This is a genomic window from Nitrospina sp. 32_T5 (genome assembly GCF_052156635.1).
Lineage (GTDB): Bacteria > Nitrospinota > Nitrospinia > Nitrospinales > Nitrospinaceae > Nitrospina.
Genome location: NZ_JBQKUO010000002.1, coordinates 207994 through 222263, shown reverse-complemented (window position 1 = coordinate 222263; position 14270 = coordinate 207994). Strand labels below are relative to the sequence as shown.

General features: G+C 56.6%; 14 protein-coding genes. 5 read left to right on the top strand and 9 right to left on the bottom strand.

Annotated features, from left to right (window positions below; all coding sequences use genetic code 11):
• The first annotated feature begins 356 nt into the window (after positions 1 to 356).
• A complete protein-coding gene (gene nhaD / locus ACTRW9_RS05850) occupies positions 357 to 1691 on the top strand; it encodes a sodium:proton antiporter NhaD (RefSeq protein WP_442427091.1) in 1335 nt (444 codons plus the stop codon).
• 2 nt (positions 1692 to 1693) lie between these two features.
• Here the strand turns inward: nhaD and ACTRW9_RS05845 are convergent, their stop codons facing one another.
• Positions 1694 to 2416, bottom strand: coding sequence for a double zinc ribbon domain-containing protein (locus tag ACTRW9_RS05845; RefSeq protein WP_442428630.1), 723 nt, complete (start codon positions 2414 to 2416; stop codon positions 1694 to 1696).
• A gap of 121 nt (positions 2417 to 2537) precedes the next feature.
• On the opposite strand from ACTRW9_RS05845, the gene ACTRW9_RS05840 reads away from it, so the two are divergent.
• From ACTRW9_RS05840 to tgt, 3 genes are all read left to right on the top strand, one after another.
• Complete coding sequence (locus tag ACTRW9_RS05840) at positions 2538 to 3737, top strand: acetylornithine transaminase (protein ID WP_442428629.1); 1200 nt, start codon at positions 2538 to 2540, stop codon at positions 3735 to 3737.
• A gap of 203 nt (positions 3738 to 3940) precedes the next feature.
• On the top strand, positions 3941 to 5542 hold the full coding sequence (locus ACTRW9_RS05835; RefSeq protein ID WP_442428628.1) for a hypothetical protein: 1602 nt from the start codon (positions 3941 to 3943) through the stop codon (positions 5540 to 5542).
• Positions 5535 to 6644 (top strand): tRNA guanosine(34) transglycosylase Tgt, encoded by a 1110-nt coding sequence (tgt, locus tag ACTRW9_RS05830; protein ID WP_442428627.1) that lies wholly within the window; start codon positions 5535 to 5537, stop codon positions 6642 to 6644. The genes ACTRW9_RS05835 and tgt overlap by 8 nt, the downstream gene beginning before the upstream one ends.
• A gap of 8 nt (positions 6645 to 6652) precedes the next feature.
• On the opposite strand, the gene ACTRW9_RS05825 is transcribed toward tgt, so the two are convergent.
• Both ACTRW9_RS05825 and ACTRW9_RS05820 read right to left on the bottom strand, forming a co-directional pair.
• Positions 6653 to 7033 (bottom strand): hypothetical protein, encoded by a 381-nt coding sequence (locus ACTRW9_RS05825; RefSeq protein WP_442427096.1) that lies wholly within the window; start codon positions 7031 to 7033, stop codon positions 6653 to 6655.
• Positions 7034 to 7099: 66 nt separating this feature from the next.
• Positions 7100 to 7846: a class I SAM-dependent methyltransferase gene (locus ACTRW9_RS05820; protein WP_442428626.1), complete on the bottom strand. Its 747-nt coding sequence runs from the start codon at positions 7844 to 7846 to the stop codon at positions 7100 to 7102.
• A 239-nt stretch (positions 7847 to 8085) separates the two neighbouring features.
• On the opposite strand from ACTRW9_RS05820, the gene ACTRW9_RS05815 reads away from it, so the two are divergent.
• Positions 8086 to 8562: a hypothetical protein gene (locus tag ACTRW9_RS05815; RefSeq protein WP_442427098.1), complete on the top strand. Its 477-nt coding sequence runs from the start codon at positions 8086 to 8088 to the stop codon at positions 8560 to 8562.
• Positions 8563 to 8568: 6 nt separating this feature from the next.
• On the opposite strand, the gene sfsA is transcribed toward ACTRW9_RS05815, so the two are convergent.
• The 6 genes from sfsA to ACTRW9_RS05785 all read right to left on the bottom strand — a co-directional run bounded on the left by sfsA (position 8569) and on the right by ACTRW9_RS05785 (position 14259).
• Entirely contained in the window at positions 8569 to 9258 is a 690-nt protein-coding gene (gene sfsA, locus ACTRW9_RS05810) for a DNA/RNA nuclease SfsA (protein WP_442428625.1), read from the bottom strand.
• 36 nt (positions 9259 to 9294) lie between these two features.
• Positions 9295 to 10812, bottom strand: coding sequence for a complex I subunit 4 family protein (locus ACTRW9_RS05805; RefSeq protein WP_442428624.1), 1518 nt, complete (start codon positions 10810 to 10812; stop codon positions 9295 to 9297).
• Positions 10813 to 10833: 21 nt separating this feature from the next.
• Positions 10834 to 12705 carry an NADH-quinone oxidoreductase subunit L gene (nuoL, locus tag ACTRW9_RS05800; protein WP_442428623.1) on the bottom strand — a complete coding sequence of 624 codons (1872 nt, stop codon included), beginning with the start codon at positions 12703 to 12705 and terminating at the stop codon, positions 10834 to 10836.
• Positions 12706 to 12709: 4 nt separating this feature from the next.
• Entirely contained in the window at positions 12710 to 13009 is a 300-nt protein-coding gene (gene nuoK / locus ACTRW9_RS05795; RefSeq protein WP_005011796.1) for an NADH-quinone oxidoreductase subunit NuoK, read from the bottom strand.
• Between the two features lie 7 nt (positions 13010 to 13016).
• Positions 13017 to 13604 (bottom strand): NADH-quinone oxidoreductase subunit J, encoded by a 588-nt coding sequence (locus ACTRW9_RS05790; RefSeq protein WP_005011798.1) that lies wholly within the window; start codon positions 13602 to 13604, stop codon positions 13017 to 13019.
• A 157-nt stretch (positions 13605 to 13761) separates the two neighbouring features.
• Positions 13762 to 14259 carry a NuoI/complex I 23 kDa subunit family protein gene (locus ACTRW9_RS05785; protein WP_442427103.1) on the bottom strand — a complete coding sequence of 166 codons (498 nt, stop codon included), beginning with the start codon at positions 14257 to 14259 and terminating at the stop codon, positions 13762 to 13764.
• Positions 14260 to 14270 lie beyond the last annotated feature (11 nt).

The window sequence follows — 14270 nt, the reverse complement described above, 5'->3', positions numbered from 1 at the left end:
CCTGACCGGACCTATTTGCCGGACCCGTTTTCACCAGTGCAACACCTGCAGAGCTTGGGAGCCACTCCCTGTTGGATTTGCAGGCAGCCCGGCAGGCGTTTTCCCAACTGTTGAGATCCGCCCTCACCAACCCCCAATACCAGGTCGAAAAAATTGGACAATAAAAACCAACAAATTCGTTTTCAACCTAATAGAATTGGGGGTGGTATGGTTGATACAGTTTGGTAGAATCATCTTTTCTTCAAAGAAGAATCTGATTCAGGGTTCTTTCCCCATAATTATTGTGTTCCGGACTTTAATCGTCTGATCCCTTCCGTTCAGCGCCAAACCCCCGGATATAAATGTAGGAGCCTCAGATGCACCAATTGACTAACACCTGGGCGGGTTACATTTGCCTCATTGCATTTGTCGTCGGTTACTCGCTTGTGGTGCTGGAAGAAAAACTTCATTTGAGAAAATCCAAACCGGTGATCGTTGCCGGCTGTTTCATGTGGTTCATCATCGGCCTATACCAGGCTTCCAACGGCATGGATGGCGATGCGGCGCACCACTATGTAAAAGAACTCATCGCAGAAATTGGAGAACTGTTTTTCTTTCTTCTGGCTGCCATGACCTACATCAACACGCTGGCGGAGCGAAACGTTTTCAATTCCCTGCGGGCGTGGTTGTTGAGCAAGAACCTGGGTTTTCGCAAGCTGTTCTGGGCAACGGGACTCATCACGTTTTTCCTTTCCCCTCTGGCGGACAACCTGACCAGCGCCCTGCTCATGTCCACCGTCGCGCTGGCGGTCAGCCAGGGCAACGGACGCTTCATCACGCTGGCCTTCATCAACATTGTGGTTGCGGCCAACGCGGGTGGCGCATACAGCCCGTTTGGCGATATCACCACCCTCATGGTGTGGACGGCGCACAAAGTGGAAACGCACGAGTTCATTTACCTGATTGTTCCCTCGTTTGTGAACTGGATCATTCCGGCCTTGTGCATGTTCCCTTTTCTTCCCAAAAAATTTCCGGACGTCCCCAAGGAGACCATTCCAATCAAACAGGGCGGGAAAGTGGTTATGGTGCTGGGCGTCCTGACCATCGCCACGGCGGTCAGTTTTCATCACTTCCTGCACCTGCCGCCTTATTTGGGAATGATGTTCGGCCTGGGAGTTCTGATGATCTACGGCTACTGGCTGAAAATCCGGCCGGATAAGAAGGAATACGAAACCGGACTCTACGGGGAAATCCACAAAGGTGAGCCAAAGCAATTTGACATTTTCAACAAGATCGCCACAGTGGAGTTCGACACCCTGTTGTTTTTCTTCGGGGTGCTGACAGCCGTCGGTGCACTTCAGTACATAGGTTACCTGGCTCTTGTCAGCCAAAACATGTACGAAGGCATCGGCCCCACCTGGTCGAACATCATTGTCGGGGTTCTTTCCGCTATCGTCGATAATATCCCGGTCATGTTCGCTGTGCTCAAGATGGACCCGAACATGGGGCTGGACCAGTGGCTGTTGATCACCCTCACCACGGGCGTTGGCGGCAGTCTGCTTTCCATCGGCTCCGCCGCAGGTGTCGCCGTCATGGGTGTGGATCGGAAGCACTATACCTTCATGAGCCACCTGAAATGGTCATGGACCATCATGATCGGTTACATTGCGAGCATATTCAGCTGGTATCTGGTCACCCTTCCCCTGCGTTGACGTCAGGCGCGGGCCAGGGTGAATACTTCCACCCGGTCCGCTCCCGCGCGTTTCAACACTTTGGCCACTTCGTTGACCGTCGCCCCGGTGGTGAACACATCGTCCACCACCAGCAGGCGGCGGCCGGCAATCCGTTCCGGGCAGGTCACCTTGAACGCTCCTTTCACGTTTTCCATGCGCTCGGCACGGGTTTTTCTCGCCTGCGGCGGCGTATCGCGGACTCGGCAAAGGCTCCCTTCCACAAGGGGCAGGTTACACAGACGCGCCAGCCGGTCGGCAAGCACGTAAGACTGGTCGAACCCGCGTTCTTTTAATTTGTGCCGATGCAAAGGCACCCAGATAATTTCCAGCCCGGAATAGGTTTCGCCACTTTCTTTCAGGTTCTGTTCGATCAGCGAAGCGATATCGCCGATGGCGCCCGGATGAGACTGGTATTTGATAAAGTGCACCAGCTCCTTGAGCACCGACCCGTATACCCCCAAGGACCGTGCCCGGTCGAAGCGATAGGTATTCTTGCGGCACAATCCGCACTCGAAGTCTTCGGTTGGATACTCGTACTCCATTTCTCCGGGTTGACCGCAGGTGGCACAAAAGGGAGGGAGAATGAAAGGGACATGGTCACGGCACAGTCCACACAGGAATTCGCCGTCGTCCAGACGCCTTCCACCGCAACCGATGCACGGGCGCGGAAACAGGACATCGAAAAGATTTCTGATCCAGACCACCTTTTACCACCCCCAAAAATGCTTTTAAAATTCACCTAAAATACTATATGTTAAATGAGCAATAGTTAAGAAGGGATTCTCCTTTTCCGGCGACCCCGTCACCTCCAGCGAACCGTTACCCATGAAAAAAACCGCAAACATCATCAAGCTCACCGACAAGCACGTCGCCCGCACCTACGGACGGCTCCCGCTTGCCCTGGTCCGGGGAAAGGGTTGTTACGTTTGGGACGCGGATGGGAAAAAGTATCTCGACTGCGTCACCGGGCTTGCGGTGGACAATCTCGGCCACTGCCACCCGGAAGTGGTCAAGGCCATCCGAAAACAGGCGGGTACGCTGATCCATGTGTCCAACCTGTACCACATCGAACCCCAGTCCCGGCTGGCGAAGGACCTGACGCGCCTCAGTTTTGCAGACAAGGTGTTTTTCTGCAACAGTGGAACCGAGGCCAACGAAGCAGCCATCAAGCTCGCGCGCAAGCACTCCACCGACCAGGGATACAACAACCGGTTCGAGATACTCACGTTTACGAATTCGTTCCATGGACGCACGCTGGGGTCCTTGAGCGCCACCGCGCAGACGAAGTTTCATTCCGGATTCAAGCCCCTTCTTTCAGGCTTCAAGTATGTCCGGTTCAATGACATTGACGCCGTGGCCAAGGCCGTCTCCCAGAAGACCTGTGCCGTCCTCATTGAGCCGGTGCAGGGCGAAGGCGGTGTCAATGTTCCGGACAAACAGTTCCTGAAGGACCTGCGGCAACTTTGCCGGGACAATGGACTGTTACTGATATTCGACGAGGTCCAGACGGGCTTCGGGCGGACGGGGGCCCTGTTCGCTTACGAACGGTTCGGGGTGAAGCCGGACGTCATCACCCTGGCCAAGGCGCTGGGCGGAGGCATGGCCATCGGCGCAATGATGGCCACCGACGAGGTCATGAAATCGTTCGTGCCCGGAACGCACGCAGCGACCTTCGGTGGCAATCCCCTGGCGTGCGCCGCGGCACAGGCGGCGTTGGATGTGGTGGCGCAAAAACCCTTTCTTAAAAATGTACGGGAGACGGGGGATTACTTCGCAAAACAACTGAAGTCGCTCGCAAAGCAACACCCGGTGGTCAAGGAAGTGCGGGGATTGGGAATGATGCTGGCCATGGAACTGAAAGTCCCGGGCATGCCTGTGCTCAACGATTGCATGGAAAAGGGAATTCTGATTAACTGTGTGCAGAACATGACACTCCGGTTCCTGCCGCCTTTAATCATCAAACGAAAAGAAATCGACACCCTCATTCAAACTGTGTCGGAAAGCCTTTCGCGGCTGGAATCCTAAGCGGCCGCCAAACCGATTGTGGAGGACGATCCACAATGCCCCAAATTCATTGCCTGCATTCTTTTCTCCGGTCTGGTTTCCTGCGACATTTTCTTTTGATTATCGTTGTTTCCCTTTTCGCCCTCCCCCTTCCCTCCCTTGCCTGGGCCCAAAACAGCAACATCCCTTCCGCCGAGCCTTCCGCTCAGGAAAACGTCCAGAAAATGCTGTTTCTGCTGTCCAAGCAGATCACACAGGTTCAAGCACGGCTCAAAGCCCTGAACGACATGCCCGCCACTCCCTCAGTCAACAAAAAGCGGGAGGATCTGCTTTTCCAGATCGACGGGCTGCAACGCAACTTCGAATCGCTGGCCACGCAACTGAGTGCCGACCAGTTGTTCGAAGGCGACCCGAAAAAATCGGACTGGAGCCAGAAGCTGGAATCGCTCATCATGCCACTTCTCGAAGCAACCAGCGATTTGACGGAAAAGCCGCGCCGGATCGAGAACCTCAAAACGCGGATTGACCTTTTAGGCACTCAGTTACGCAATTACGAGGAGGGACGCAAAAATATTGAAGCGTTGTTGACCGCCGCCCGCGAGAACCGCCCACCGCTCAATGAACAGGAAGAACAGTTCCTGGCCCGCCTCGAAAACCTGAAAGACAAATACAATCCGGAATTGATCCGCCTGAAACTCCTTGAAGCCCGCCGTGCTTTGAAAAAAGAAATGGCCAACAGCGAACCCTTTATCGACACCGCCACGCGTTCCATCAAAAACTTTTTCAAACACCGCGGCCTCAACCTGCTCATCTCCGTCAGCATTTTCATCGCCATCTGGTATCTGCTCATCAAACTGCGGTTGTACATCGTTGGTGACAAGAGCCTGTTCTCATTCGAGCCATGGATGCAGAAGGTGCTGATGACCGCCTACACCGGCCTGGTGCTGGTGCTGTGTATTGTATCCAGCCTGGTGTCGCTGTATCTTTTGAACGACTGGCTGTTGCTCAGCGTGGTGATTTTGTTTCTGCTCGCGGTGGCGTGGGCCTCGCGCCAGTTCATTCCGCGGCTGTTCCAGGAGATGCGTCTCGCTCTCAACCTCGGCACGGTCAAGGAAAACGAACGCCTCATCTGGAAAGGCGTACCCTGGTATGTGGAGGGAATCGGCCTGCAGGCGGCGCTCAAAAACCCGAGCCTCGAGGCGGGCAGTGTCCTGCTTCCCGTTGGGGAACTGGTCGGACAGCATTCGCGGCCCGTGGTCGAAGACGAGCCGTGGTTTCCGACGGAGGTCGGCGACTGGGTGCTCCTCGCCGACGGGACTTACGGCCGGGTGCAGCACCAGACCATGGAGCAGGTGGTGCTGGAGCTCAAGGGCGGCACGGAACATTTTTACGCGACAACGGATTTTCTTTCCAAAACGCCGAAAAATATCTCGCGAGGGTTCCGTTACGACATCGTCTTCGGACTTGACTACGAAACCCAGCCGAAAGTGTGCGACGAGATTCCGGAACTGTTTGAAAAAGGACTGCGTGAAAACCTGAAAAATCATTTTCAGGAACATGAGCCGGATTTCACGCATCTGGAGATCACCTTCGACGAGGCCGGAAGGAGTTCTCTCAACCTGCGCATCGTGGTTCACGTGGACGGCCGGTGCGCGGAATGGTACGATGAACTCAAGCGGGAAATCCAGACCGCCCTGGTTCGCATCTGCAACGAAAACAAACTGCGCATCCCGTTCACCCAGCTCACCGTCACTTTAGCTGAAAACAACAGGCAATCCATGCAAACCCCCTCCGACCGGAAAGACGATCCACCCTCCCGTGTTTGAATTTGAACTCCAGAAGAAGCACACCCACTCGCGGGCGCGGCTAGGAACCATCACCACATCGCATGGCCGCATCCAGACGCCCGCCTTCATGCCCGTCGGCACCCAGGCCACGGTGAAGGCGTTGTCGCCGGAAGACCTGAAAGACTGCGGCGCGGAAATCATCCTGGGCAACACGTACCACCTGTACCTGCGACCCGGACACAAACTGATCGAACGGTTGGGCGGCCTGCACCGGTTCATGAACTGGGATCATCCGATCCTGACCGACAGTGGCGGCTACCAGGTGTTCAGCCTGAACGACCTCGCCAGGGTCACCGAGGATGGCGTCACCTTCCGCTCACATCTCGACGGATCCCGGCACCTGTTGTCGCCGGAACTGGCTATTGAAATCCAGCAGTCACTGGGCGCGGACATCATCATGACCTTCGACGAGCCGACGCCCCCGGACGCGGACGAGGCGCAAACGCTGAAATCGCTGGAGCTGTCCACCCGCTGGGCCGGACGTTGCCAAGAAGCGCACACGCGAAAAGGACAGACGCTGTTCGGCATCGTGCAGGGGGGCATGTTCAAAAACCTGAGAAACGAAAGCGCGCGGCAGATCATCGACCTCGGCTTCAAGGGATACGCCATCGGGGGGCTCAGTGTGGGCGAGGAAAAAAACCTGATGCTGGAACTGGCCGATCACACCGCGCCACTATTGCCGGAGAATGCGCCGCGTTACCTGATGGGCGTCGGCACGCCGGACGATCTGATCGATTGCGTGAAGATGGGCATCGACATGTTCGACTGCGTCCTGCCGACAAGAAACGCGCGCAACGGTACGCTGTATACCAGTGAGGGCAAGCTCAACATCCGCAATGCGCGTCACCGGGACAGCGACCGGCCCCTCGACCCGGAATGCGCCTGCTATACGTGCAGGCATTACTCGCGTGCCTACCTGCGACATCTCTACATGGCCGACGAAATCTTCGCCATGCGGCTCAATTCACTGCACAACACCGCGTTCTTTCAGAAATGGATGGCGGACATGCGGCAGGCCATCGCCGAGGACCGCCCCCTGGACTGGCGTCTGCCGGAATCGGGCGAGACCAATGACGGCTGAGCGAAGGGTCAGGATGCCCCGTGCTTGGGATCGTCGAGAATGCCCTTGATCTTGAACTCGTTGATGATATAGCCGGAGCGGTCGGGAATCACGTTCTGGATCACCTGCTTCAACTCCATCACTTTTTCCTCGACCAGGTCGTCGAGCAGACGCTCGAACTGCTTTTCAGGAAAGTACAGGGTGAGGTTGAGCCCGGCCTGCTTGTACTGGTAGGTGTATCCCGCGCGCATGGGATTGTTGCGGATCGGTTTGTATTCGACCACACCGGAAGGCAGGCACTCGATGACGGCCTGCCAGTAACCGGGTTCCTCTTTTAATTCCTGCCTCACCCGCGAAAGCAGTTCACCACCGTCCATCAATTCGTAAGTGTAGCTTCGGTTACGCCGCATAACAAAATGGTCCGGGTTTTGATTTTGATTCATTGCCGGCAACGGGGACTCATGCCCGTCGCCTCATCATTCCTTTGCCGATACCGCGCGCAATGCCAGAAAGAGTGGGATTTCCTGACGAGCCCGGTTTTCCGCCTTGGCGCGCTTGCCCGGCTCGCTGGTCTTGTGCGACGTCCATTCCTCCAGCAGGTCCACCTGCAACCCCGCCGCGTTGAGCGCTGTGAAATAATCCTGCAATGACCGATGGTACGTCATCGTGTACACCTGCGACCGCGCCATCGGCGGTGTGAGGATCGGGATCGTGTTGGGCGACAGGTACAGATCAACCCGGCGGTACTGGATTTTTTTCTCTTCGTCCCACCCCCAGTGCGTCTGCCGCGGAATACGGAAGCACGGGTGCGTCGTCACCATCACAAACCGTCCCTGTGGTTTCAACCAGCGCCGCACGTTTTCGAACACCGGTTGCAGGTGCTCGATGTTTTGTATGGCCAAAAGGCACGCGACCGCATCGAACGTCCTGTCAGTGAGCGCTTTGGGATCGGCCGCGTCCGCGCAGACAAACCGCACCCCCTTGCCAGTCCGCTTGCCGGCAAAGCGGATCAACTCCTCCGACACGTCGAGTCCCGTCACCTGCAATCCCTTTTGCGCAAGATGGCGCGAAAGAACCCCCTGCCCGCAGGCAAGGTCCAGCACCTCCCGTCCCTTTTTGAGACCCAGCATGCGCTCGGTGCCGGGCAGGATGATGTTCTTCTGGTACTCGCTCCCTTTAAAACCGACCAGGGAATCGTACCACCGCGCCGCCTGGTCCCACAACGCCGTGCCGGGTTTGCTACCACCTCGTCCCGGAGAGCGCCCGGCACTACGGCGCTGGGAGCCCCCCCTCTCCGTTTCACGACGGGGGCGTGGTGATTTGAATGATTTCGGGGATTTTGCCAATCAGGTTGCCTTTCCCAAAGAGGGACTTGCGCGGCGCCAAATAACCCTATATAATTCAAAAGGTTATTTGGGAACCACAATCCGGGTTCATCAATCTTACCATACGAGGTTTCAACATGATACGCCGCAACCCCGCCTTTCAACTCGTTTCCGGTCTCTGTCTGTTCCTTGCCCTGTCCGCCCTGCAAGCCTGCGCCACGGTGCCACAGGAACGGCTGGAAGATCTCGAGACCATCACCCGTGCGTACAACAATTTCTTCGAAAGCCGCCATCCCGATGGGGGTGTGACTTATGTGCGCGACGATTTGAAATCTGCTTACCTGATGCAATACGCGCAGGTCAAGGATCGCGTGATCTTCGGCCAGAGCCAGCGCATCAACCAGGCCTTGTACAAGGATGACGAACTGGTGCCTTTGACCGAGCAGGTGCTGGAAGCGGAACACCCTCCGTTCAACAAGGCCGTCATCACCATGCGGTATGAAGTGGCGACCAAGCCCAGCAACCGCGTACGTACGGTGGTGTACGATCAGGAATGGTTGTTGCAGAACGGACGCTGGGTGCTGGTGCCCAACCTCGATCCCTTCATCAAATAATCCGGTTTACAAAACCACATCCAGCGGACGGTTCAGGGACACCGACGACGCGGTGACGTGGCAGTTGTAGCCATACAACTCGACCCCCGCATCCCGCGCCTGCCTCAGAATTTCTCCAAAAGCGGGGTCGATGTCATCGAAGCTGGTGATGGTCCGCGTGTCCGAACGTTGCGACACAAACAGCACCGCCGCGCGGTTTCCTTTTTTCTTCAGTGCGATCAACTCCTCGATATGCCTGCGCCCGCGCTCCGTCGGCGCATCCGGAAACTTGCCCACCGTCTTCTCCACGCAACTGACCGACTTCACCTCGACGTAACAGTCCTGCCCGCCAAACCGAAGACAAAAATCAAACCGGCTCTTGCCATGCTTCACTTCGGCATCGAAGCGGTCGTATCCCGTGAGCAGCGAGAGGGTTCTCGACTCCAACGCGTCACGCACCAGTGCATTGGCGAACACGGGATAGACGGAGACCCATATGCGGCCGTGACGCACCAGCACCAGGCTGTAATCGGTTTTGCGTTTCGGTCCGGGATTGTGTAGAAGCCGCACGCGGCGGCCGGGGATCATGAGGCCCGGCAGACGCCCCGGATCGGGCACGTGGGCGGAAACGGTGACTCCATCGACCACCACCTGCGCCAGGTACCGGTTCGGCCGCTCCTGAAACACGCCGTCCACGATGCGTTGTCCCAGTTTCATGGCGAGGGTAAATCCGTCAGTAGCAAAGGACGGGGATCAATGACCGCCGCCTCCACCCTGCGAGGGCACATGCACGGTTTTTTCGATCTGGAGCAGTTTGTCCACCGAAGCGGACATGGTGTCGATGAAAGGTTTGGGGTAGAGACCGATGAACAGGATCAGGATGCATGCCGGAACGAGCAGGCCCGCTTCCGTTTCGTTGACATCCTTCAACCCCTGTGGAAGATTTTTTCCTTTATCCTGCATCGATCCCTGAAACATGAAAAGCATGTAGATGGACGCGTACACAATGGTCAGTCCCGCGCCCAGCACAAACAATACGGCCATATCTTTCTGCACGGCGGAGGTCCACACACCAACGAGGATGAGGAACTCGCCGACGAAGCCGTTCAGGCCGGGCATACCCAGAGCCGCCAGGGTGACCAGCATGAACATGCCGTACAGAATTGGCATGGATTTTTTGAGGCCGGAAAATTCGTCCAGGTTGCGGGTTCCCAGTCGCCGCTCGATGATCCCGACAATGATGAACAGGGCGGAGGCGATGATGCCGTGGTTGACCATCTGCAGGACACTGCCTTCGACTCCGTTGCCGTTGACCGCAAAAATTCCGAGCACGACGAATCCGAGATGACTGATACTGGAATACGCGACCAGCGACTTGAGGTCTTTTTGCGCGATGGCGATCCAAGCACCGTAAATGATGCCGCCCACCGCTGCCGCGCCGATCCATGTGCCCCACTCCTGGATGAAATCAGGGAACAGTGGCAGGCAAAACCGGATGAGCCCATAGGCGCCCGTCTTCGACATCGCCCCGGTAACCAGAATGAGGACCGGAATCGGGCAGGACACATATGCATGGGGAAGCCAGCTGTGGAACGGAAAGATCGGCACCTTGATGGCGAATGCCAGAAAGAAGAACAAAAACAGGATCCATTCCAGATCGTGGGGAACGGCCGTATGCACCAGTTCCTGGATATTGAACGTCAACTCGTGCGTTGCCGTGTAATGGAGAACGGTGATCCAGATCATGCCGACCAGCATGAGCAGGCTGCCCACCAGCGTGAATATGACGAACTTGGTGGTGGCGTACACCCGGCGTCCCTCACCCCACAGACCGATCAGGAAGTACGTCGGAATCAGCATCACTTCCCAGAACACATAGAACAGGATGAGGTCGAGTGCAACAAACACGCCCAGCATGCCGGTTTCCAGAATCAGGATGAGCGCGAGGTAGTACTTCGGATTCCTGGTCTCACCTGCAGAGAAGCGCACCGCCATGATGGAAAGGAACGCCGTCAGCACCACCATCCACAGGCTGATGCCATCGACCCCGACCATGAATTGAATATGAAGGAGCGGAACCCAGTGAAAGGAATTGACGTACTGCATGCCCGGGTCGGATGCATCGTAACCAAACAGCAGGACCAGCGATCCGAGAAACGTCAGCAGAACGGCGATGGTCGCCGTTTTCTGGATGGCTGCAACCCGTTGCCCGTCCATGAACAGGATCAGGATGGCCGCCGCCAGCGGAAGCAGTAGAACCGTAGTCAGCATGACGTTTCCAATACCCTTTCGTTACAGAAAAATCACGAACAGCAGGACGGTGATCAACCCCGCCACCATGTTGAGCGCATAGAGACGCACGTTTCCGGACTGCCAGATGCTGATCTGACGGCTCACCTCGCGCATCTGCGCACCCACCTGATCGACCGAGAAATCGATGCCGAACTTCTCCGCCCGCTCCTCCAAAAACTTGCCAGTGGCCTTGACCGGTTTGACGATCAGCAGGTCGTAAATTTCATCGACATAATATTTGTTGTAAAGCAGGTCGTGCACCGGCGCCAGCACCTGTTGCAGGAAACCCAGCTGACCGCTTCCCGTCATGAACAGGCCCACCGCACCCAGGATACCGACCAGCGCCACCAGCAACGGGGCTGTTTCGAGAACGATGTTTTCGTGGTGCACTGGCACCGCACCGCCAAACACCGGCGCGAGAAACGTATCGACCGAATGGCCAAAGGCACCGCCCAACAGGGAAAACACCGCCAGGATCAAAAGCGGTCCCGTCATCACCAGAGGAGACTCGTGCGGATGTGCAGTGGGATGCCGCAGGTTGCCGAGAAACGTGTAAAAGAACAGGCGGAATGTGTAGAACCCCGTCAGGCCCGTAGCCACAACCGCCATCAGCCAGAATAACCAGTTGCCATACTCCTCCGCGAACCACGAATGCATGATGATGGCTTCTTTACTGTAGAACCCGGCGGTCAGGGGAAACCCGGTGAGGGCAAGTGACGCAACCAGGAAGGTACCGAAGGTAATGGGCATGGAGCGGGCCAACCCGCCCATTTTACGGATGTCCTGCTCGTCGTTGAGGGCATGGATGACACTGCCCGCGCCAAGAAACAAAAGCGCCTTGAAAAACGCGTGCGTCATCAGGTGAAACATTCCTGCGCTGAACACGCCGACGCCCACCGCGAGGAACATGTAGCCGATCTGACTCATGGTGGAATAGGCGATGACCCGCTTGATGTCGTATTGTGTCAGCGCAATGGTGCCCGCAAAGATTGCCGTTGCGGCTCCGACAAAGGCGACGAAGTACATCACCCACGGAGCCAGCGTATAGAGGGAGTTGCACCGCGCCACCAGGTACACGCCCGCGGTGACCATCGTCGCCGCATGGATAAGCGCGCTGACCGGTGTCGGACCTTCCATCGCGTCCGGCAACCAGGTGTGGAGCGGCAACTGCGCCGACTTGGCGAAGGCTCCCACCAGCAGAAGAAGGGTGATCATCAGGATCGTACCCTCGTTCGGGATGAACCCGGACTGCGTCTGCGAAAACACTTCCGTGTAACTGAGCGAACCGAAGCGCTCGAAAATCATGAACGCGGCGATGACCATGCCGACGTCGCCGATGACGTTCATAACGAACGCCTTGCGCGCGGCCAGAACCGCCGAACGCTTTTCCGTCCAGAATCCGATCAGCAGGTACGAGGCGAGACCCACCAGCGCCCAGCCGACGATGAGGAAAAAGAAATCCGCCGCCAGAACCAGCACGGACATCGAGAAGATGAACAGGTTCATGTACGAGAAGAACCGGGCGTATTCCGGGTCTTCGCGCATGTAACCGATGGAATAGACGTGGATGACAAATCCCACCCCCGTCACCACAAGCAACATGAAAATGGAAAGGCGATCAACCAGAATGGCGAGGTCGAGCGAAAACTTTTCCGATTCGATCCAGTGGTAAAGAACCTCAACGGAACCGCCGGGATCGCCTTCGCCTCCTGCCATGCTGGCGAAGATCAGCAGCACCACGCCGAAGGCCGCTCCGATGGTACCGCTTCCACCCCACCCCACCCAGGTTTTGGGCAGGCGCGAACCGAACCAGCTCAGGATCAGGAACCCGAGAAGCGGAAACAGCAGTATGAGCCAGGCGATCGAATACAACAGTTTATCCTTTCAGCACATCGATGTGGTCCACATTGAGATCGTGGCGCGTCCGGAAAATGGTGAGAATGATGGCGAGCCCCACCACAACCTCCGCGGCGGCAACCGTCATGATGATCAGGGCGAAGATTTGTCCGTCCAGCGACTGCAACTCGCGCGAGTAGCCGACCAGCAAAAAGTTGACTGCGTTCAGCATCAGCTCCACCGACATGAACATGACCAGCGGGTTTTTGCGGATGACAAATCCCACTGCGCCAATCGAAAAAATGGCGGCGCTGACAATCAGGACGAATTCGCTTTCCATAGTGAAATTACCTCGACCGCTTTCTCACGGGACGATAATGGAACTTGGCCAGGGTGATGATGCCCACCGTGGCGACCAGGAGCAGGATCGACGCCAGTTCGAACGGAACGATATGGTTCGAAAACAATTCAATGCCGATGGCTTTGGCAGAGCCGACTTCCTTCAGTACTTCCGGGGTGATGTTGCCGGTGACGGGGCGGTTGGCGCCGATACGTAGCGTCATCAGCAGTTCGCAGAACAACGCGCCGACAAACGCGAACCCGGCCATGGCCTGCAGGTTCAATTCCGGCTTTTCCTTATGCGCACCCAACAGGGCTATGATGAAGAGGAACAAGATCATCACCGCGCCCGCGTACACCACAACCTGCACGGCCGCGAGGAACTCCGCACTGTATAGAAGAAACAGCATCGCCAGGCACACCATGTTGCCGATGAGAAACAGTGCGGAATAAATGGGGTTGGTGCAGAGGATGACCCCCAGCGAAGCCAGCACGGCAGTCATGCCGACGACAAAGATCACCGTCTGGTAAAACAGATCAAATACAACTTCCCGCGGCAGGTTGAAATTCAATGCCTGCTCCAGCATTTCCATCACGGTGTGATGCTCTCCTCTCCTTCAACCGCCCGGGATAGAGACAAAAATACCCAGTTGGGTGAATGTCCGGCGCCCTCTACCGGACATTGTTGGTTCACCGCGGAGCGAGATTCCGCCCCGCAGGGTTTGTTGAGAAATTTGTGTTTCGCCCGGGTAACTACTTCTTGTTCACCAGGCTGGTATTGCCAAGAAAGTTCACGCGGAATTGATTGGGTTCCGGGTACACCAGCAAATCTTCTTTTGTCGCAATGTAATTCCGGCGATCGTAGTCGGCCAACTCGTAGTGCTCGCGCAGAACCACCGCGTCCACCGGGCAGGCCTCCTCGCAGAATCCGCAGTAGATGCAGCGCAGGAGGTTGATCTCGTACACCTCCGCGTAGCGTTCGCCTTTCGACTTCGGGTTTTCCGGATCGTTCTCCGCGGCGACCACGTGGATGCACCCGACGGGGCAGTTGACGGAACACAAGCTGCACCCGATGCACTTCTCGTAACCTTCCTCGTCCTTGTTCAGGAAGTGCCGCCCGCGGTAACGCTCCGGCATGGTCCGTTTCACTTCCGGGTAGCTGAACGTCGTGGGTTTCGACACCATATTGCGAAAGGTGACTCCCATACCGATCAACAGGTTCTTGGCTCCATTGAATACGGTTTGCAACATAAATGATCCTA